Source organism: Bacillus sp. AR13-1 (assembly GCF_008042285.1).
Classification (GTDB): domain Bacteria; phylum Bacillota; class Bacilli; order Bacillales; family Bacillaceae_G; genus Bacillus_A; species Bacillus_A mycoides.
This window is the reverse complement of sequence record NZ_QNUA01000026.1, coordinates 1-20,231: the sequence shown is the minus strand read 5'-3', so window position 1 is coordinate 20,231 and position 20,231 is coordinate 1. Positions and strand designations below refer to the sequence as shown.

Below are 20,231 nucleotides of genomic sequence, written 5' to 3'. Positions count from 1 at the left end.
CCTTTTCTTTATAAAAAATCCAAATGCTGATACATAATGAATTAATAAAGATAGGCTAATTTAAATTTATAGGGATTTAATAATAAGGAATGAAATCATTGAAAACATTCATGCAGCCATCAAAAAATATGATTATAAGATTTGCGAATTGATTATGATATATTTGAAAAACGCCGATATACTTTCAACTAAGTAAAAAAGCGCCCTGTAAACAGGGCGCTTCGAACGTATACGTTGCCTTTAATTATGATTAATATTAGCAGTTGGGTATAATGTTGTTCCTCCAATTGAAACCTTTATTTCATTTGTTAACGGAACATTTTGTTCATTAATAATTGTTCTCCACCATTCCCATGCAAGACCTGTACATTCTCTCGCTACGACTTTTACATTTTTTGAATTCGGTGGAAGTGGTATGACTGTAGAGAAATGAGCAGTTTTGTCTCTACCGCTTCCTTCCCAAGTTTTATGTGTTAGTACTTCTTTCCCATTTTGATCATATGAGAATTCATCCCAAGATACATCAAATTGAGCAACATATGCACCGTAATGATCAAGCGTCATTTTAGCACTTGAATATTCTGTAGTTGCAGTCTCAATATAATCTGTATTGTTATGAACAGCCGCAGTTGAATTATCTTTTAAGAAAGTGCTTGTATATGAAATTGGGTATACTGGATTTTTAAGACTTAATTCAACATTATCTTTAATGATATTTCGGATTTCATTGAAATCTTTAGTAACAACCTTGTTATGCTCTTTCGCATCTCCGCCTAATACTACAGCAGTAAAAGTACTTTCTTCAAAAATATCTTTGTACTGTCCATTCGTTTCGACGCTGTTATTCTTAAGTAAGGCTTTAAAAGCAGCTTGTACATCTTTGCTCTTAGATGTTGTTTCTAATTTTACATAAACAGTTCTACCATAAGCTACATTTGAGACCATAACAGGTGGGGCCGAATTACTTACACCTTTACGAGTTAACTCACCAAAAGTAACACTATTATCAAAAAGATCGGATGGATTGTTAGATAGTTCAGCACTTACGGTATAAAATATTTGCTTATATGCCGCTACCATCACTTTTTTCTCTCCATTTGCAACCGCATTAAAATCAATGTTTAGACTGTTATCAAGATATTTAGCGTTAACGTTAAGGGCACTTGCGATTTGTGATTTACTATAAACCATAGATTCTGTATACTGCATTCTTGCAGGTAACGTATGTGTTTTAGAATACTTTTCATTCCAAGTAGATACTAAATCATCTACTGCTCCAGCCACATTACCATATGTCGGATTTTGGACAGTAATTGTATTTTCTTTTCTCATGCCAGGTAAGTCTATACTAATATTCAAAGGTTTTCTCTTAGCCACTAATAAACTAGGTTGATTATCTGCAAAAGCTTTATTTGCAAGTTGTACGGCTCCTGGATAAGTACGATTAGCCACAGAATCAATAATCGAAATATCGACTGGTGAAGTTGTAAGTGATTTTTTCTCACGTTCCACTACTACAAATTTACCATTTGAATTGATACTTTCTTTCGGAACAAAACTCTCTACTCTATCACCATTTACTGCTAAAATATCTCTACTATCATACTTTAAACTTGCTATGCCAGTATCAATGCCACTAGCATTTTTTGTTGCATCATTTGCATTACCTGTTTGTGTTTCCGCGAAGGAAATAGATGAATAATTAATAGTGCATAAACTAACTAATAAACATGTTAGAAATTTTATTCCTTTGTTGTTTTTCTTAATTTTCAAAAAATATCCCCTTCTGTTTTTCGTATTAAGGTATGATAATTATTCATAAATAATTGCCGAATAATAAACTTACATAAATACTTTTAAAAGTTCTTGAACTAATGGAATTACTCCACCTAAAAATTTCAAAACTGCCATTGCGATTTCCATATTATTTCCTCCTCTTTTGTTGTTGCTAAGATGTGATTTATCTTTATGTTTTTATTATAGTAAGCGCTTACATTATTATCAATACATTCTTATATATAATATTGCATATGAGAATGTAGCAGGTTCCCTTTGCATTGTTAATAAGAGTAGCATTAATCATATTTTCCATTCTCAGATAATGGTCTTCCTGGAAAACGTAAGTAAGCAATTTGTATGGCAAATCCTAATCTATTAGCGACTCCACGTTGTTTTTTTACTTTTTCAAATTAGAAGCACTCCATATTTAAACTGGTCTTTGAATCGTATATATTTTAAATCCATCCCAATAGAGTGTACTCTATGGATACAATTATAGTAGACTTATAAAATCTTAGTTAAGAGCGTCTCATAAGACTTAATCTCAAAAAAGGGGGTGATGTTTTGCGGAAAATCGGTTATATACATGTCAGTTCGACTAGCCAGAACCCTTCAAGGCAATTTCAGCAACTGAACGAAATTGGAATGGATATTATTTTTGAAGAAAAAGTTTCTGGAGCAACAAAGGATCGCGAGCAACTTCAAAAAATGTTTGAGGATTTACAGGAAGGTGACATTATTTATGTTACAAACTTAACTCGGATCACTCGTAACACACAGGATTTGTTTAAATTAATTGAGTTTATACGAGGTAAAAAAGCGAGCTTAAAATCACTAAAGGATACATAGCTAGATTTATCAGAAGATAATCGATACAGCCAGTTCTTAATTACTGTAATGGCTGGTGTTAACCAATTAGAGCGAGATCTTATTCGTATGCGACAACGTGAAGGGATTGAGTTTGCAAAAAAAGAAGGAAAGTTTAAAGGTCGTTTAAAGAAGTATCATGAAAATCACGCAGGAATGAATTATGCAGTAAAGCTATATAAAGAAGGAAATATGACTGTAAATCAACTTTGCGAAATTACGAATGTGTCTAGAGCTTCATATGCATGTGTACCCCTTCCCTCCTCACCCCATATATAATGAAAAGATGTAATAATTAACAGATAAGTAGAAATATATTATACAAACATTAGGTTGTCTATATAAAGAATAACATGCAAATAATTAAAGGGGGAATTTGTTCAAAATAAGTGAAATCATACACTTTAACTACAGGGAAAGACAATTCATGTTTTAAAACCTTTCAAACCATTCATTTTACCTCAAAACGAATTCAAGACATTTAGATACCTATAATGCGTTATAAACTAATATGATCCTTCATTTTTTTGTATAGATTCTATATTTTTGAAATCAATGTAAAAATATAGGAAAAATACCTTTCGTTTAAAGAAAGGATATTTTTTAATTGCTTATATGGTATGTTGATGCAATCTATATTGTCCCATTAATTGTTCCTCACCCATTTGAACAATTTGCTTAGTAATTTCTCCACCAACAGAACCATTAGCACGCGCAGATGTTTCTGGACCAAGTGTAATCCCTAGTTCACGAGCAAATTCACATTTCATCTGCTCGATTGCACTTGCAGCAGCGGAAATATGAATTTCATTATTATTGTTTTCGTGTCTTTGAATATTCATAATTACACCTCCATTTTATTCGTATATAACATGTGCGTAATTATGATATTTATACATAACACGATTCATTTCTGTCTCATATTCTGTCTAGTAAATTGCTTTTCTTTTTTATACTCGATTAGATGAATTTAGAACGCATCCGAATCTTTGATTCCTAAAACATTCATTTCTTCTTTAAATAAACGCCATGGCTCTACTATTATTGCTTTTTCACGACCATCCCTTAAGGTGAAAACTCTTAAATATCCAATCATACACTCTCCTAAATATTTAAATTCACATTTCATTTTTATTGCTATTGCTATACATATTTATAACCTTCAAATACAAAAACAATAAGTTCCCTACTGAATAAAGACCTAAATACAGATACCCCCTATTTACTTTAGGATACTTTTTAAATTTCATTCACTCATTAGAACAAAAAATTGATGGCTTCTCCACCAAAAGAATTATGCTTCTGTTTTTAAAGTAACTCCAAAGAAAGTAATATTGCGCTAAATACCACTTATATGTACGGTATATACAGATTTGAAATTCCGAATGATTTGTTACCTTATTTATAGGATCTAAGTGGAATTATAAAGTGGGCAATAGGGCCTTGTTCTGCGGTTCATCTTCAAATTCTACCTCCAATTTATAAAAGTAAGGGGATAATTATGAAAAAACAAGCAATCACTGTCATTTCAACCGCGTTAACGTGTTTTTTACTTTCTAATGTAGGACATGCTCAGGAAAAACCTAAGCAATATTACACCGTTTTATTAAAAGACCCATCAAAATTTGAGCAAGGCATCACTGAGATAAAAAAGGAGCATGGAGAAATTACTTATACTGTCCCGGAGATAGGACTCATTCAATTCAAAGGAGATACACAAATTTCTAAAAATCAATCTCCCTTATTTGAATCAGTTAATCCTTCTTTGCAAGTCGAAAAACCAGAGGTTCCTCATTCCATAAAAATGCCTAATTTATCAACTCTTTCAACAAAAACATTAGATACAAACCTACCTCCCTTATGGGATATGCAATGGGACATGAAGGAAATTACTCATAATGGAGAAAGTTATAAAAAAGAAACTGGCTCTCATAATGTGGTTGTTGGAATTATTGATTCGGGAGTCGATGTGGATCATCCTGACTTAGTAAAAAATCTTATTCCTGGATCTAAAAACTTCGTTCCAAAGGGAGGATTGAGAGGTACTGAACCTGAAGAGACAGGTGATATTAATAATATAAATGATATCAATGGCCATGGAACTCTCGTTTCAGGATCTATTGCTGCAAATGGGGAATTAAAAGGCGTGGCTCCTGATACGGGAATCAGAGCATATCGTGTATTTGGAAATAAATCAGCTGATGCAGCCTGGGTCATTAATGCCATCATCGAAGCAGCTAAGGATGATGTAGATGTTATCAACCTTAGTCTTGGTTCCTATTATGTAAATGGAAAAGTCTATGAAAATGGAAAACTTGTAGACAATGGATGGGCAGAAGTAGAAGGTTACAAACGTGCTATAGAATATGCCAATCAGCATGGTAGTGTAGTAGTAGCTTCTGCAGGAAATGATTCTGTAAACGTGGCTAATAAACAGGAGCTAAATAACTTTCTTAAACAAAAATATGAAAAAGAGGGGAAAATATTTACTGGTGTAGGAATAGAAGCACCTGGGGAATTACCAGGTGTAGTAACAGTATCATCAACCGGTCCAACCGGACAACGTTCTGTATTCTCTAATTACGGAGAAGGGGTCATTGACATATCTGCTCCAGGAGGAGATTATCGTTTATGGCAACAATATGGCGAAGAGGTATGGTGGAATACTGGTCTTTTCCGACAAGAGGAAGTACTGACAACTTTTAATACTGGAAGATACTTATTTGCCGCTGGTACATCAATGGCAGTTCCGAAAGTATCCGCTACACTAGCTCTAATTATCAATCACTATAATTTTAAAAATCAACCGAAAAGATCAATTTCACACCTTTACAAAAACGGAATAAAGAAAGATATAGCACCTGATAAAGCCTCTTGGGGGAACGGACAGCTGGACGTATATAATGCTATTAAATAATGAAAAGGAACTATGACAATTCATAGTTCCTTTTTTCGTTACTAAAAAGAGAATGTATCGTGAATGAAATGCATGCCCCTTGAATCTCATTATTTTCAGCATGAATTTCTCCACCGTGTTTTTTAACCAATTTTTCCACGATATACAAACCAAGTCCATGATGTAGTTGATTTGACCTTGAAAGGTCACCTTGGTAGAATTTACTAAATAAAAACGGAATATCTTTTGTATTAAATCCAACTCCAGAATCCGAGATAGAAAAAGACATAACGTCTTTTTTCACCTCCACTTGCACATCAATTCTTCCTTTTTTTGGAGTAAAACGAATGCTATTAGAAATAATATTCGTAAGAATTTGATGCAAACGATTCGGATCAAGTGCAAACTTAAGATTTTTTTCTTCTGATTTAATAAGTAAAGTATAGGTTAATTGTATATCTTCATTTTCTGCCAATTCCTTAAACTCTTCAAGCATTTCTGGAATCATTTCAGCTGGAGCTATATTACAAATCATAAGAGTGAAATCAGGGTTGTCCACTTCAGAGACTCTCCTCATTTCTTCTGTTAAATGCAATACTCTTTCTGTATTATTCTTAATTGTTTGCAAGTAGTGATGAATCCGTTTTTGATTATTTGGCATGGGTTCCATTAATACTTCTACATGAGACAAAATAATAGTTAACGGTGTTCGCAAATCATGTGCAATGGAAGCAACCATATCCCGACGTTCCTGTTCTAATTTCCATTGAACATACAATGAATTTTTTAATTCTTCCTTCATACTATTGAAAGAATCAATTAATATACCTATTTCATTTTCACTTTCATATTTTATTTCAAAGTCTAAATCCTTGTTTTTAATTTTTTGTGAGGCCATTATTACCTCTTTGATAGGTTTATTCAACTGTTTTCCTAAACGCTTAGCTAATAAATAAGAATAAAGCGTTAAAAATATAAAAGGAACAAGAAAAGCAATAATAAATACATATTCTATGTAATAATCAATAGATGCAGCTAATATGTATCGTACAGCAAGCACACCAACTAGTTTACCATTACTTATAATTGGAATGTATTTTGTAATTAGTTTACCATTTTGAGTAGATGTATTTATTTTATGATACACTTCTTTATCATTTTTCAATAATTCATCGCTCAATGTACCATATAATCTATTTCCATTCGTATTCATAACTTGATAAGTAATTCCTTGCATTGGAATCACTTTCTCTAGTTTTTTTTGATAGGATAAATCTACTATTTTATCCCCATTCATTTCTACAAATTTTTCAATGCTGGGCACTTGTTTTTCATAATGGTTGGCAGGTAAAACAGATTTTTCATTATAAATAAAAAGAAAAGAGTATATTAAAATTAACGTACAAACCGTACTGACAATACTTAAAAATATTACAGCTGCAAATGTTAGAATAAATTGGTTTTTCAACGATAATTTTTTTAACATTAACATTTCTCCAACTTATAGCCAACTCCCCATACGGTTTTAATATGGTAAGTTGACATACCTAAACTTAACTTAGCTCTTAAGTTATTAATATGTACTATTATTGTATTGAGATCCCCAACTGCATCCAGCCCCCAAATTTTTTCATAAATTTGTTCCTTAGAAAAGATTTGTCCTAGATTTACCGTTAAAAGCTCTAATATTTTAAACTCTTTACTCGTTACATCTATTTTTACTCCATCAATGAAAACATCATGCTGTGAATAGTTAATGGTCAAGTTTCCTAAGAAACGTTGATTTTGCAAGTTTACACGTTCTCTTTTCTCACGCCTCAAGTGGGCCTCAACACGTGCAATTAGCTCCTTAACTTGGAATGGTTTTGTAATATAGTCATCTCCACCTAAAGTAAAGCCTTTTACTTTATCTATTTCTGAATGTTTAGCACTCAAAAATAGAATCGGGCATTTTATTTGTTCACGAACGACCTTACAAAATTCAAAACCGTCCATTTTAGGCATCATAATATCTAAAATGACTAAATCAACTTGTGTTTTTAAATGATCTAGCGCTTGTTCTCCATTGTAGGCCTTGAGAACTTTATAATCACGATCAGAGAATATATCAGAGAGTACATCTACAATTTCTGACTCATCATCTACAACAAGAATCGTTCCATTCATAAAAAAACACTCCTTTCTAGTTTAGATTAAAAATCTTATTATTTTTTAAAATATATTTTCTTGTTAATTAATATTCTTTTCATGAACAACTTTTTTATAGTAATAGTGGTTTGAAATGAAGAAAAATATTAATTGGAAGACTAAGAAAATAAAAAATATTAATATTATTGAGTAAATTTTAATTCCTCCCAATATATTTTGCAAGGCGTAGATTGCTATAAATAGATTTATCCCCCCCAGAATAATTGGTACAAAGAAAATTATAGCAATTTGAACCCTTAATGTTTTTTTTATTTCATTGAAATTCAAACCGATTTTTCTTAAAGAGTGAAATATTTTTCTATCATTAGATATATCTTCATATAACTTAAACCAAAGAAGACTGGATAAAGCAATTAACAAGATAAAACCGATAAATAATGCTATTATCCATAAAACTGAAGTTAATTGAACTGTATTTTCATAATGTAGAAGACGAACACTGGACTGTTCCTTTATCTCTAAAGGGAGTGTCTCAAATAATTTTTTTAGTGCACTATAACCCTTATTATTTTCCTTGAAATCTAATGTGTAAAATGAAACATGTTGAGTAGGTAATGATCCCTTCTCTAATTCATTAAAAGTATCTGCTGGTACAAAAGCTACATTATCTATCCGAGATACCGAGTTAATCGCCTGTTTTTCGACCATATTTTTTACTATCAATTCTGTATTACCGTTATTTGTTTGGATATGCAACTTATCGATATTCTCATTTTTTTTACTAAATAACAGGTTATCTTTTTTTGTTTCTGTCCAGTCCTTTATAAAGAATGAATCTGTTTGTAGTATAAAGGTTTTACCTTCTCCCTTTGATGAATTCAGTAATATACCTTCCCATTTTTTCTTATGAAATCCCTCAACCTCTCCTTTGAAGTTTTTCTCTAAAGCAGATTCTAGTGTATTCTCTTGTTTTTTATCAACAATAAATATAGCTGGCTGTGGGTGGCTATTTCGCATTCTTTGATCATTCAACTCTGAATATAAATATATGGAGCTGATTAATATCATTATCATTGATAAGAGTATTGAAACAAGGAAGATAATTTTAGCATTATAATAAAGTTTTTTCCTTAGACTTATAAATATTAGCATTCGAATGCCATTTAAATGCTTTTTTTCTTTATTGATTAAATAGGATACAGTTCCTACTAATCCGTGCGAACAAAAAAGGTACGTTCCTAATAATAAAAGAGCAGCTACAGGTAGAAAAGAGAATAATAGTACGGGTAAAGATGCATTAAGGATAAAAACATAAGAAATAACCAAAATTAACAGGGAAATAATGAATTTCTTCTTTGAAAACCTAGGTAAATCCTTTGGTTTTCTTGTCTCTTGAAATAATTCCAAAACAGAAATGCGTCCGATTTTATAATAACTACGCAATGAAACAAAAAAGAACAGAACTCCAAACAAAATAACTGTAAAAAAGGTAGCAATTGGAGAGAAGAAATAGGAAAATGACTCGCTTAAGAAGAGAGATTTCCCGATGAAATCAAAAAAGCTTTTGGATAGTACTATACCAATCATAATCCCAATTAAGATAGAAATTGCTCCAATTATCGAATTTTCTAAAACTATGATAATAAATAATTGTTTTTTTGAAGCTCCGAATGTTTTCCAAATACCAATTTCCTTTTTCCGTTCAGTAAGAAAATGGTCATAAGAATATGAAATGAAAAAGCATGAAAATAGCAAGATGATGAATTCACACGCAATTAACAGTTGCTCTATTCCAGAAACTTTTGGATATGAAAGAAATGCTGCGTACATATAAAAAATTGTAACTGATAGAATACAACTTACAAGATACACTATATACAGTGAAAGATTGCGAGTTATATTTTTAAGTGCGAGTGAAAATATTGACATCATTCTCCCCCACTTCCTTAGAGATATAGAGTAGTATACGTTGATTGAAACTGAATTGCTTTTCTTCATGGGAACGTTGCATCTCATGAACAATCTTGCCATCTTTCAAAAATATGACCCTGTTGCAAAAACTAGCAGCTACAGAGTCGTGAGTTACCATTAAGATTGTTGATTTATGTGTTTCATTCAATGTTTTTAGTATATTCAATACATCATAAGCAGATTTTGAATCTAGATTTCCCGTCGGTTCATCAGCAAATAACAGATAAGGATCGTTAATTAACGAACGAATAATAGCAGCTCTTTGCTGTTGTCCCCCAGAGATTTCATAGGGATACTTTGGCAAAAGCGGTTCAATATTTAGTTCATTCACTAATGTTTCGAGTTTATCCCTAACACCCTTTTTGCTCCCCATTCTTAAAGCTGCGGGTAGAAGAATATTTTCTTCAATTGTTAAGTGATCTAACAAATTGTAATTTTGAAAAATAAAACCAATATTTTCGCGACGATAATTGCTTAATTGATCACTATTCATATTAGTTAAATTCTGTCCCTTAATTGTAATTTCTCCATTTGAAGGAAAATCAAGAGAGGAAAGCACATTTAAAAGTGTAGACTTTCCACTCCCTGAAGGTCCCATAATCCCTACAAAATCTCCTTCATGAACAGTTAAGTTGACATTATTTAAAACTGGATATTCTTGGAAATTAGTTTTATAAACTTTCTCAATTCCTTTAGCTTCTAACATAATCATGGTAAACCTCCCTTCTATCCTTTTATTAACATGTAAATTCTTTTTTATTCCAAATGCTTATACAAACGCTAACACTAATAATCATGATACCTAGAATCAGGACGTATAAACTGTTACTTCCTGTGCTGAGAGCATGGAAGATACTTTGAACGGATAATAAAAAGAACGATAACTGACTTATGTACAAGCAGCCGATGTAAATTCCAATCAGAAGGAAAAAGCTAATAACTGCATTTGAAATTATGATACTTATTAAACTAGCAATAGCTAAACCACACATTTGAATAATAAAAAACAATCCATATACTTGTACCGTATAGAATATTGCTTCTATAGAGGTCTTTTGTTGACCGTAGAAAGTAAAAGCATCATCTGCTTTAAAAAACACCAACCCAAGTACTATGCCAATAAAAAGAACAACAAATAAGTAGAGTAATACCATTACAGAAAGAGAAAACCATTTTGACATAAGAAAGGTTAATCGTTGAAAAGGCCTAATTAAAAATAGACGATATGCTCCTGAGTTGTATTCTACATTTAAGCTATTCAAGAAACATACAGGCATGAAAATCAAAGTAATTAAGAAAGAAGATTCCTTTAATAAAAACCATGAAAAATTCCAAGAATTTAGTGGCACTTGTTGCCCATCATTATAAATCCCAACCCCATAGTACTTCAAAAACCAAGCTTGAAGAAAAACAATAACAGTAAAAATCCCCAACATCCATTTACTTTTTTTCTGATTCCATAGTCGTTCCCATTCACTTATAACTAATGCTTTCAATTGAACTCCCTCCTAGTTTTCAAATAAAATAATCTCTTTTCACAAATGACAAGTATGCGAACATTCCAAATAAGAAAATATAAATCGCTTCCACTATAACAATGTAAATGTTTATACTATTACTTGATGAAAGTAGAAATGCTATACCTGTATGCTGAATTTTAACGATTGACATGTACATAAGATGTAGTACAGTATTAGCGCTAATTATCGTTTGGCTAGAGAATTCTAAAATCTGTGGAATTGCAATAGCAAAGAAAATAAAGGCCACCCCTGATCCAAGAGTGATCATCGTACTTCTACTTAACGCCCCTATTAATGTAAATACAGAAACAATACAAATCATAGTAATGAAACATGCAAAGAAATACTTTAAGTTATATAGTATCGCCCCTGCAATAGAAACCTTGGTTTCATCTATAAATGTTATTAATGTATCTACTTTTGGAAAGAATAAATAGCCTGCTATGGAATTAAAAATCCAAAACAAAGTTAAATATAGGAACATGGTAGTTAATATAGTAGCAAGCTTAGCTACAAAAAGTTGTGAGGTAGAAAATGGACGAATCAAAATCATTCTTAATTGTCCATTTTCTACTTCATGCGCTATAACAGTAGAAATCAGTATTATAGCGATAATATTAAACGAAACCACAAGATGCTCAGAAATACTTATTATAGGAAAATTTAAAGCAGTAACGTAATCTGGTCTTCCAGGAGAAGTATGTTGATTCCAGTTTAGATAATATTTAACTGACGCAACTACCATTAAAGGTAAGAAAAACAAGATTATCCAAGTTATTTTTTGCGTCCAAAGCCTTTCAAATTCAGAAATAAAAAGCCCCCTCATGATGTCATCATCTCCACAAACACATCTTCCAACCTTTTTGTTGGATCTGTAATTAACTCTTCTTTCCTTCCTTGGGTGATAAGCTTTCCATTTCTAATTATGACAAGGCGGTCACACATTTGCTGAATTTCATCTAGTAAATGGCTTGAAATAAAAAAGGTTAAATTTTTCTTTTCACGAAGTTCAAGAATTAATTCCCTTAGCTCTCTCATGCCCATAGGATCCAGACCATTGGCTGGCTCATCTAATAAAATAACATCTGGATCACCTAGAAGAGCTTGTGCAATCCCGAGTCGCTGTCTCATTCCTAATGAATAATTTTTAATTTTCACATCTGCATCGTCAGTTAACCTTACAATAGATAGTATTGCTTCTACTTGTTCCAATTGTTCTTTTCGAGAAAGAGCAGGGTATAATCTCGCTAAATTTTGTAGCATTTTTCTACCCGTCATATACGGGAAGAATATTGGTGATTCGATAATTGCGCCCATATTCATCAAAGCCTGTTGTCTATTTTGATTTACATCTTGACCACTTATTTTTATGACTCCTTTTGTCGGGCGAATTAATCCTGTAAACATACGCATAACAGTTGTTTTTCCTGCCCCATTCGGCCCCAGAAAACCACAAATATCTCCTTTATATATTTTAGTTGAAAAATCATTTACTATTGTCTTGCCACCTACAGTTTTTGTTAAGTGATTTGCTTCTAAAACTATTTCATTATTCATATAAAATCCCTCCTTATGGACTAATATAGAAGACAAATATTAAAAAAAAATAAAGAAAAGAAAAAAAATAAAGAAAAGAATAAAGAAAAGAATAAAGAAAAGAATAAAGAAAAGAATAAAGAAAAGAAAAAAACTCACAAAAATGTGAGTTTTAGTGCATTTCAACCGTTTCATGTACAGTTACTGACTTTCTTTTCTCAAATTCCTTAAAGAGTATATGCAATACTTCTTGATTATTAGGTAAAACATAGTTCGGTTTCAAAGACATAGTCGCAATTTCAAAAGCTGTTGTTTTCAAAGGCGGAATCACTATATGATCATATCCTTTTAAAAGTTTAACATTATTCTGAACTACTTTTTTCTCCCACATTAATTTGTTCATATTAGGAAAAAAGAGAACTGGTTTATCATGAGCAAGAATGACTGTACTTAATAAATCATCAGCTAAACCATGAGCTACTTTTGAAATAGTATTTCCTGTAGCTGGTAATACCATTAGTAAGTCTGCCCATCTAGCCAATTCCACATGACCTGGTTTACCACTTAGGGTAAGTTCCTCATCGATAAATACCTCATTACAATATAATTTCACGGTTTCTGCAGGGATAAGTTTTATTGCACTTTTTGTCATGATAACCTTTACTTCACTAAAATTCGCTTTCAATATAGCTAAATATTGAAAAATTCCAGCTACTGCAATAGAGCCGCTTACTCCTACTAATATTTTCTTAGAATTAAGCAATTGATTCATTTGGTTCATACTGTAACATCCTCTCAATTCTTGATTAGGAAATTAGAAATACTCCGTCCCACCATGGTTCCTCTACTGCGCTTAGACTTAATAATGTTAAAAGTACACCACTTACACCTTCCAATAGTCCTACCTTGTTTAGCTCGTTTGAAGTCTGCTCATTGGATTGTAAGTCTTTAAAGCCAAATGGTGCTTGAGGATCATATGCATCCATTACATAATCTATTAATTTTGTAATGGATTGCATCGATATTTCCCCATCTTCATCTTTTGCCATCCTAATAGACATTTGTAATAATCCCGCTCTTCCATGACAAAATGTTGGAGAAGATAAATCCCATTCTTCCTCACTTTGCAAAAGTGTATCTTGATAAGAACTTAATGCAATTTTCATGGCCTTCTGATCCTTCAAGGATCTCCCAGCCAGATAGAGAGCTCTTGCTACTCCTGGATTTCCATAGCACCAGCCTTTTCGCTTCGGATACACGTGGTATGATTGGTCATTGACCACTTCTTTAAAACTAAGCCTCGCAGGCCACGAACCTTCATCTTGCCATTTTATTAGCCAATCTATCATTTTACGAATCGCTTGCTTTTGTCCAGGAACTTCAATTCCTTGTTCGATAGCCAACGCCATCAAGGAAAGTGGGCCAGGCATTCCATGAGCATGGCCGCAATTGAAATTCCCATCCGGAAATAGTATCTTATCTGTTTCCAAAAACTGATTGGTGTACGGTACGTACCAACCAGGTAGAACTTCTCCATTCACCTCAATGTCATTAGACATATTAATAAAACAATTGAGAATTTGTTTGAGTGCTTCCAAATTTGATTCAAGTTGAATATTTTGCAGTAAATAACGCCCTACTCCAGTAGCACCTTGGATTGTATCGTACATAAATGGATGAACACCACATTCTTCTTTCCCGTAGTTCAATACAAGATGTAACTGCGAAAGTACAAATTCATTTAACTTTTGTAAAAATATATGATATCTTTCATAGTTACGCGAAGCATACGATGTCGCATACGCAATACCAGAAACACCGCCAAACATAGAAATACTATTCACACCTTGTTTTTCTATTGCCTTTTGTATTTCTACCAAGTGACTATGTGCAATAAGATCCCATCCCTCTTTTGGAAACTGTCGATCTAATTCTGCAAATAACATTATAGTACCTGGATAACCATGGGATAAAGTAATGGGGTCCCATGGATGAAGTGTTCCTCCATTTGGTATATTATCAGGCTCCATAACAATTTTTTCTACATACATCGGATCCTTTAATTGCTCTGCTATATCACGAACTAACTTTAATGCTTTATTTCTTTTTTCAATACTAATTCCCTGTAACCAAAATGACTTTTTTTCTGTAGTTAATTGCATATTTTTCTCCTCTCTAATTAAACATTCACTTGAATTTTGGAATAATCTATAAAATTTTTAGCTTGTAACTCAAATAGTCTTGCGTATATTCCTTTTATCTTTAATAGTTCATTATGAGTACCTAGTTCCACGACTCTACCTTTATCGAGGACCATAATTTTTGTAGCATGCCTTACAGTTGAATACCGATGGGATATAAAGAGCCCCATACAATTCTTTGTAATTTCTTTAAAATCTCTAAAAACCTCTTCTTCTGCTTCTGGATCTAATGCGGCAGTAGGTTCATCTAGAATATATAGGCTCGCATCCCTCATGTATGCTCTTGAAATGGCGATTCTTTGCCATTGCCCTCCAGATAACTGAATTCCGTTCGCAAAAGTTTTCCCAAGTTGTGTATCCATTTGGTTAGGCAAACTATTAATCATCTTTAATGCTCCAGATTTTTTAGCAGCAGCTTGTATAGCCATTACTTGATCGGCTTTTTTATAGTCACCATAGCCAATATTATCTTTAACATCTAGTTCATATCTAACAAAGTCTTGGAAAATAGCACTAATCTTATCCTGCCATTCGTTTGTACTGTATTGATGAATGGGTTTTCCATCTAATAGAATAATCCCTTCAAAGTCCGTATAAAGTTTTGTAATTAACTTTACAATCGTAGATTTACCCGAACCATTAGATCCGACAAGAGCCAATGTTTCACCTGGTTTTATGTGAAAATTCACTTTTTTTAATGTATACTCTTTTTGACCAGGATACTTAAAAGAGACATTTATAAATCGAATACCTTTTTCCTCAAAAGAGATGCTATCTAAATAAGTATTGTCTCCATTATTTGAAACATCCCTTTCTTCAGGAACGTCCAAAAATGAGAATAGTTGAGTCATATAAAGATTGTTTTGGTGCATATTAAAAATCATATACATTAATTCATTAGATGTTTTTTGTGTAGTATTTACAGCTTGAAAATAAGCGATAAGACTTCCAATAGCAATAATCCCTGTTACAGCATCCATAACCACCATAAACTGCACAAACATTACAAAAGCCACGCTGATTAATTGAAAAAACAGGTCAATCCTCATCTTTTTTAAAAGCAGACGTCTATCTTGCAGATAAAATCGATTGAACATATTTGAATAATTTTTTAGAAGTAAATTGCCCAATCCAAATAATTTCACTTCTTTTACTGTGATGTCTGTCGTTAGCAAATAGTAGTAGTAAAATTGTTTTCTTGTTTCTTCGGCACGCTTATGACTAATTAAAAAAATTTCTTTTCCAATTTTCATGATTGACCAGGAAGAGATTAGTGGTAATAGAATTAAAATTAGGGTAAACTGCCAGTTCCAAATCATTAAGATACCAGAAATAGAAATCACAGTTATTCCACTTTTTATAATCCCCATAAGTTCTTCAAAAATAGCAAATGGTTTATATGTGGAATCTTGGCGCGCCCTTTGAAGTTTGTTGTAAATTTCTGGGTTCTCGAAACTGGAATAAGGTAATCTTTTTGCTTTTTCTATTAATTTTACATTGATTTTATTAGAAAGAAGATTTCGGTAAAGCTGTTTATATGTTTCCAAAACTGATCCTGTAACACCCGTTAAAATTGTAACTAGTGCAAAGGCTATAAAAAACGGTAAAACATGAGTAAAATAATCATCCTTGTACCCATTCTGGTAGATGTTTTGTACTGTATTAACAAGGTATTGGATTGTCAAAATCAATGCTGCAGGTAATAATCCATTTACAAAATTTAAGGTAAGCACACAGAAGAAATATCCTCTGTGCGTTTCCCATAAAAGTTTAAATAAACCAGGCCAATAATGAAAAGACTTTAAAATATTTGAAAATGATAGTTTCTCATCTTCAGGTGTGTGATTGAGTATCTGTTTCATTCTGATTCCTCCAATATCGCTGGCTTGATAAGATATGCCGCGTAAAGGCAAGTGCTTTTTTTTCTAGTTCCCGATTAGCTCCCAATAGTCGATTACAATGCATATGAATAATTGCTCCCATAATTGTTTGTTGTTTATTCCAGAGCTTGTCTTCATTTTTATATTTTTGAATACTGGAAAAATATTCTTTTAATGATTCTCTCCGAACTAATAGACTTTTATAAATCTCTAGTCCAATTGATGAATTGTAATTACGTAAATTATTCCAATCACCTTCAGGATTTCCAATGTTATTTAATAATTTTCTCATTGGTCTAAATTCATCCATGAATTCATATTTATCTGTATTTCTTTCAATAGTTTCCAATTGTTGTTCATAAGTTAAACCAAAATTCTCCATAATCTCAATTATGTTTAAGGATGCCAGTGCATGTACTGGCAGTTCAGCTTGTTGTCCGATCACATTAAGAAGCATTGTTACTGACCTACTATCGTAATGGAAGAAATTCTCGGCCAATTCTATCAGATACGGACCACCATATCGCTCTATTTCTCGTTCATACGTATCAATCGTCATTTTATGAATAAATCCAGAGTTCATTAAATTATTTGCCCAATCCCTTAAATGAGTAAGAACAGATGCATTCAACTTCTTGGGATCTCCATAAAATCGCAAACGAATATGAGCATCTGGATCACGATATCGCATGAAGAACCATGATTGAGCCAAACCATTTTGTACAATATTATTAGCAAATGATGTCATATATTTTGAAATAAATTCATTCTCTCTTGCTTGTGGAACATAGAGCTTAACATATAGCCATTCACTTCCGGGCAAACGATAAATCATTTTCTCACTAACCATCTCTTTTTTTCCGTCTTCAACAGCTCCTAAACTCTTCCTTTTAGCGACATCGTTCATTTTTTTCAACGGAAATACAACTTCCATTGCATGACTACCCAGCGGGCTGCTAAGGCAATTTTTATTGATGTCATGTAATGATTCTCTCAACTGTAATCTACCCTGCTTAAAAAGTTCATTCTTTAATTCTCGAAGATGAAGAATATTTTCAAGATCAATTAAAATCCTATTGTCACTATACGTCATAAATACATAGCGTGGAACAGCCCATTTCACTCTCCATTTTTCAAATAGGATTAAAAATTCATCATCACTTTTAGGTTTATTTTTCATACCAATAGTTTCTCTATTTAACTTCCAAATTGCAGGAGACAGAATGATATTTTTGTAACGAATCCTTGGATAATAAGGTGAAGATGTCATATTACCCCAATTGAATGTTCTCCAGTGGTCTAAATCATTTAGGGAAACTTCTCTCATAAAGCGATAAATATTAGGGCCACTTTGGTAATTTAGTACATTACCAGCTACCACTTTAATTCTTTTCCCAAATTTTTTAGATTTCAGATAAAAGTTTTCTAATGATGCTCCAACGACAATATCATCAATTGGAATTTGCAAAGTATCTTCATCTCCATTTGTTCCAAGAGTTACAGTTACTTCTCTTGTAGTTTTTCCAATTGCCACATTCGCTGAACGGCCAGTTGCCGGAAGAAAACTTCCCTCTACCATAACGATATCATTATTAAATTGATGGTCAATCTCCGCTTCTTGTTGCTGAATTTCACGTCTAACATTTGGATCTAAGATATCTAAAAATCGACCAAATGTGCTTCCTGCTGCATGAGATCCTGGATTTGGGCTTAGGCATAAATTATACTTTCCATTGTCTAATTCCTCTTGCGAAGTAGCATACAATTCTCCATATACTTCAAATGAATCTGGAGCGTATCGAGTATCTTTTTCTATTCCAATTCTGCTAATTATTTCATCAGTAATTTCAATTTCTTTTTGCTGATTATGAATAGCTTCAATAAGCATATATGATAATTGGACATTACGTTCTTCATCTAAAGGCGGCGTAAAATTTTCTCCATCCCTATTTCCTTTTGGATTTTTATATGTCGCGGGTGCTCCAAGCCCTAATTCCTCACTTAAAAGTTCTACCAATGGAACTTCCCTAGTTGTTCCGTATTTTTCTAAAAATTCAATATGATATTTTTGGAGATGAGGAAATCCAACTCCGCTATCGGCTATGCTCCATAACACTTGAGCTGCTTTACTAACATCATTTGCTACGTTTTTTCCTATAGCTAAATCATGCATATTTAAAGCGAAATCTACTTGAAGAGGCGTTGAAACTTCATAAATCCCCTTCATTAATAGGATAAGATCGTTGTATATAGAAAGCCCCTTTCCAAGCTGTAATTGGTCATAAACAAGTATTAAATCTTTTACCTTCAGTAAATCTTCCCATATTTGATCTTCACCAACTCTTACTTTTAACTTGTCAATCACATAATCAAATGGGGAGTCATATGTAAGTGGCGGTCTTAGCTCAGTTATAAGGTATTCTTGCTCTACCAACTGGAGAATAAAGTTTTCCATTACCTTTATATCTGTGCCTGGATAGTCATTATTCAACTTTTGGAGAAGCTCTTTCACTGTAATATGTGTTTCAGCTAAATCTAAAACTTTCTTAACAACTTCACTATATGTAATTGAAATATTTTCTTTTTTCTCCATATCTTTCTTACGAAGTTGTCCACATTCAGTTGAAAAAGGTAAATATAGGCGGTTTCCGACACGATAAGTAGCATGATTTTTACTAACCATTAAAAATTGGAGAATACAAGGATTTTTTTCAAGTGATGAAACCACTCCCAATAACCATTCCATATCAGGCCGAGTTCTTTTCTTAAATTGTTCAAAATGGCTCATTTCAAGTAAAGATTTTTCTTTAAACTCTCCGGATGCTACCCCGGAAAAAGCTCCAAAAGGTGTTGGGCGTGTTGTCATTCTTAACATATATCGTAATACAGAAGATATTACTTGTTGTGTTTTCCTATTACTTAAATCACCATGTATATATTTAAGAGATTCAAGCAATGAAGGACTTGCAATGGCAATGGCTTCCTTAATGTAATCCATTTCTGCATATTCCCTTAATTTTTCAATCAATAATTCTTGATCCTTAATTTGATATAGTGCGTTAAATGGTAAAAACGGGGATCTAATCATAAAAAATGGTAGAGGTTCAAATATATTATTACATGCGGTTTTATTTGATGTATGAATAGTCTTCCTTTTTTCTGTAATCATTTGGAATCTTCCCTTCTGTTCTAATCAAATATTATAATATCCCCAAAAGAGGGACACATCTGTGTTCACTCTTTTTTGTCATTCAATTAGCAACAGAAGCTATTGAATGAACCTGTGTTTCCACAACCAGGCGTACAAGCTGAAATACTTGTAATTTGTGGATCTACATCACCTGAAGCTGTTGTTACTTGAACATCCAAATCAAAAAGGTTTTTTTCGTTAATCATTTTCTTTTCCCCCTAAAGTTTTTTTAAGACAATATGT

Annotated in this window: 16 protein-coding genes and 2 pseudogenes; 2 read left to right on the top strand and 16 right to left on the bottom strand. The window is 32.6% G+C overall.

The window, feature by feature from the left end; all coding sequences use genetic code 11:
• Positions 1 to 240: 240 nt before the first annotated feature.
• Entirely contained in the window at positions 241 to 1,773 is a 1,533-nt protein-coding gene (locus DN408_RS19740; RefSeq protein WP_147740309.1) for a thiol-activated cytolysin family protein, read from the bottom strand.
• A gap of 311 nt (positions 1,774 to 2,084) precedes the next feature.
• Positions 2,085 to 2,180, bottom strand: a pseudogene (locus DN408_RS32540) (DUF4158 domain-containing protein); the annotation flags it as partial.
• A 163-nt stretch (positions 2,181 to 2,343) separates the two neighbouring features.
• On the opposite strand from DN408_RS32540, the pseudogene DN408_RS19725 reads away from it, so the two are divergent.
• Positions 2,344 to 2,925 (top strand): annotated as a pseudogene (locus DN408_RS19725) (recombinase family protein).
• A gap of 332 nt (positions 2,926 to 3,257) precedes the next feature.
• Here DN408_RS19725 and DN408_RS19720 read toward each other — a convergent pair.
• The gene (locus DN408_RS19720; protein WP_002128181.1) at positions 3,258 to 3,488 is read right to left on the bottom strand and encodes an alpha/beta-type small acid-soluble spore protein; all 231 of its coding nucleotides are present in this window, start codon (positions 3,486 to 3,488) and stop codon (positions 3,258 to 3,260) included.
• 128 nt (positions 3,489 to 3,616) lie between these two features.
• On the bottom strand, positions 3,617 to 3,742 hold the full coding sequence (locus DN408_RS32115) for a hypothetical protein (protein ID WP_255449116.1): 126 nt from the start codon (positions 3,740 to 3,742) through the stop codon (positions 3,617 to 3,619).
• 405 nt (positions 3,743 to 4,147) lie between these two features.
• Here DN408_RS32115 and DN408_RS19715 point away from each other — a divergent pair, with 405 nt between their 5' ends.
• The gene (locus DN408_RS19715) at positions 4,148 to 5,563 is read left to right on the top strand and encodes a S8 family peptidase (RefSeq protein WP_002128184.1); all 1,416 of its coding nucleotides are present in this window, start codon (positions 4,148 to 4,150) and stop codon (positions 5,561 to 5,563) included.
• Between the two features lie 10 nt (positions 5,564 to 5,573).
• Here the strand turns inward: DN408_RS19715 and DN408_RS19710 are convergent, their stop codons facing one another.
• The 12 genes from DN408_RS19710 to DN408_RS19650 form a co-directional block, all read right to left on the bottom strand.
• Positions 5,574 to 7,028, bottom strand: coding sequence for a sensor histidine kinase (locus DN408_RS19710; protein ID WP_002128187.1), 1,455 nt, complete (start codon positions 7,026 to 7,028; stop codon positions 5,574 to 5,576).
• Positions 7,028 to 7,708: a response regulator transcription factor gene (locus DN408_RS19705; protein ID WP_001014563.1), complete on the bottom strand. Its 681-nt coding sequence runs from the start codon at positions 7,706 to 7,708 to the stop codon at positions 7,028 to 7,030. Before DN408_RS19705 ends, DN408_RS19710 begins: the two co-directional genes overlap by 1 nt.
• Positions 7,709 to 7,771: 63 nt before the next feature.
• Positions 7,772 to 9,619: an FtsX-like permease family protein gene (locus DN408_RS19700; protein WP_002128190.1), complete on the bottom strand. Its 1,848-nt coding sequence runs from the start codon at positions 9,617 to 9,619 to the stop codon at positions 7,772 to 7,774.
• Positions 9,594 to 10,373: an ABC transporter ATP-binding protein gene (locus DN408_RS19695; protein ID WP_002128192.1), complete on the bottom strand. Its 780-nt coding sequence runs from the start codon at positions 10,371 to 10,373 to the stop codon at positions 9,594 to 9,596. The genes DN408_RS19700 and DN408_RS19695 overlap by 26 nt, the downstream gene beginning before the upstream one ends.
• Before the next feature lie 25 nt (positions 10,374 to 10,398).
• On the bottom strand, positions 10,399 to 11,157 hold the full coding sequence (locus DN408_RS19690; protein WP_002128193.1) for an ABC transporter permease: 759 nt from the start codon (positions 11,155 to 11,157) through the stop codon (positions 10,399 to 10,401).
• A 19-nt stretch (positions 11,158 to 11,176) separates the two neighbouring features.
• Positions 11,177 to 12,007: an ABC transporter permease gene (locus DN408_RS19685; protein ID WP_002128195.1), complete on the bottom strand. Its 831-nt coding sequence runs from the start codon at positions 12,005 to 12,007 to the stop codon at positions 11,177 to 11,179.
• Positions 12,004 to 12,738: an ABC transporter ATP-binding protein gene (locus DN408_RS19680; protein WP_001058380.1), complete on the bottom strand. Its 735-nt coding sequence runs from the start codon at positions 12,736 to 12,738 to the stop codon at positions 12,004 to 12,006. Before DN408_RS19680 ends, DN408_RS19685 begins: the two co-directional genes overlap by 4 nt.
• 151 nt (positions 12,739 to 12,889) lie before the next feature.
• Positions 12,890 to 13,498, bottom strand: a complete 609-nt coding sequence (locus DN408_RS19670) for a flavoprotein (RefSeq protein ID WP_078178949.1) — start codon at positions 13,496 to 13,498, stop codon at positions 12,890 to 12,892.
• A 25-nt stretch (positions 13,499 to 13,523) separates the two neighbouring features.
• Complete coding sequence (locus tag DN408_RS19665; RefSeq protein ID WP_002167992.1) at positions 13,524 to 14,879, bottom strand: lanthionine synthetase C family protein; 1,356 nt, start codon at positions 14,877 to 14,879, stop codon at positions 13,524 to 13,526.
• Positions 14,880 to 14,896: 17 nt separating this feature from the next.
• Entirely contained in the window at positions 14,897 to 16,780 is a 1,884-nt protein-coding gene (locus tag DN408_RS19660; RefSeq protein WP_002128199.1) for an ABC transporter ATP-binding protein, read from the bottom strand.
• A complete protein-coding gene (locus tag DN408_RS19655) occupies positions 16,752 to 19,967 on the bottom strand; it encodes a lantibiotic dehydratase (RefSeq protein ID WP_002185394.1) in 3,216 nt (1,071 codons plus the stop codon). The genes DN408_RS19660 and DN408_RS19655 overlap by 29 nt, the downstream gene beginning before the upstream one ends.
• A gap of 86 nt (positions 19,968 to 20,053) precedes the next feature.
• Entirely contained in the window at positions 20,054 to 20,194 is a 141-nt protein-coding gene (locus DN408_RS19650; RefSeq protein ID WP_000606628.1) for a gallidermin/nisin family lantibiotic, read from the bottom strand.
• Positions 20,195 to 20,231: the final 37 nt, after the last annotated feature.

Bases quoted from the DNA above. Each gene is read 5' to 3' on its own strand.
- DN408_RS19705 (WP_001014563.1), bottom strand. From the start codon at position 7,708: ATGAATGGAACGATTCTTGTTGTAGATGATGAGTCAGAAATTGTAGAT.
- DN408_RS19700 (WP_002128190.1), bottom strand. From the start codon at position 9,619: ATGTCAATATTTTCACTCGCACTTAAAAATATAACTCGCAATCTTTCA.
- DN408_RS19685 (WP_002128195.1), bottom strand. From the start codon at position 12,007: ATGAGGGGGCTTTTTATTTCTGAATTTGAAAGGCTTTGGACGCAAAAA.
- DN408_RS19655 (WP_002185394.1), bottom strand. From the start codon at position 19,967: ATGATTACAGAAAAAAGGAAGACTATTCATACATCAAATAAAACCGCA.
- DN408_RS19715 (WP_002128184.1), top strand. From the start codon at position 4,148: ATGAAAAAACAAGCAATCACTGTCATTTCAACCGCGTTAACGTGTTTT.
- DN408_RS32115 (WP_255449116.1), bottom strand. From the start codon at position 3,742: ATGATTGGATATTTAAGAGTTTTCACCTTAAGGGATGGTCGTGAAAAA.
- DN408_RS19720 (WP_002128181.1), bottom strand. From the start codon at position 3,488: ATGAATATTCAAAGACACGAAAACAATAATAATGAAATTCATATTTCC.
- DN408_RS19650 (WP_000606628.1), bottom strand. From the start codon at position 20,194: ATGATTAACGAAAAAAACCTTTTTGATTTGGATGTTCAAGTAACAACA.
- DN408_RS19695 (WP_002128192.1), bottom strand. From the start codon at position 10,373: ATGATTATGTTAGAAGCTAAAGGAATTGAGAAAGTTTATAAAACTAAT.
- DN408_RS19680 (WP_001058380.1), bottom strand. From the start codon at position 12,738: ATGAATAATGAAATAGTTTTAGAAGCAAATCACTTAACAAAAACTGTA.
- DN408_RS19660 (WP_002128199.1), bottom strand. From the start codon at position 16,780: ATGAAACAGATACTCAATCACACACCTGAAGATGAGAAACTATCATTT.
- DN408_RS19710 (WP_002128187.1), bottom strand. From the start codon at position 7,028: ATGTTAAAAAAATTATCGTTGAAAAACCAATTTATTCTAACATTTGCA.
- DN408_RS19665 (WP_002167992.1), bottom strand. From the start codon at position 14,879: ATGCAATTAACTACAGAAAAAAAGTCATTTTGGTTACAGGGAATTAGT.
- DN408_RS19670 (WP_078178949.1), bottom strand. From the start codon at position 13,498: ATGAACCAAATGAATCAATTGCTTAATTCTAAGAAAATATTAGTAGGA.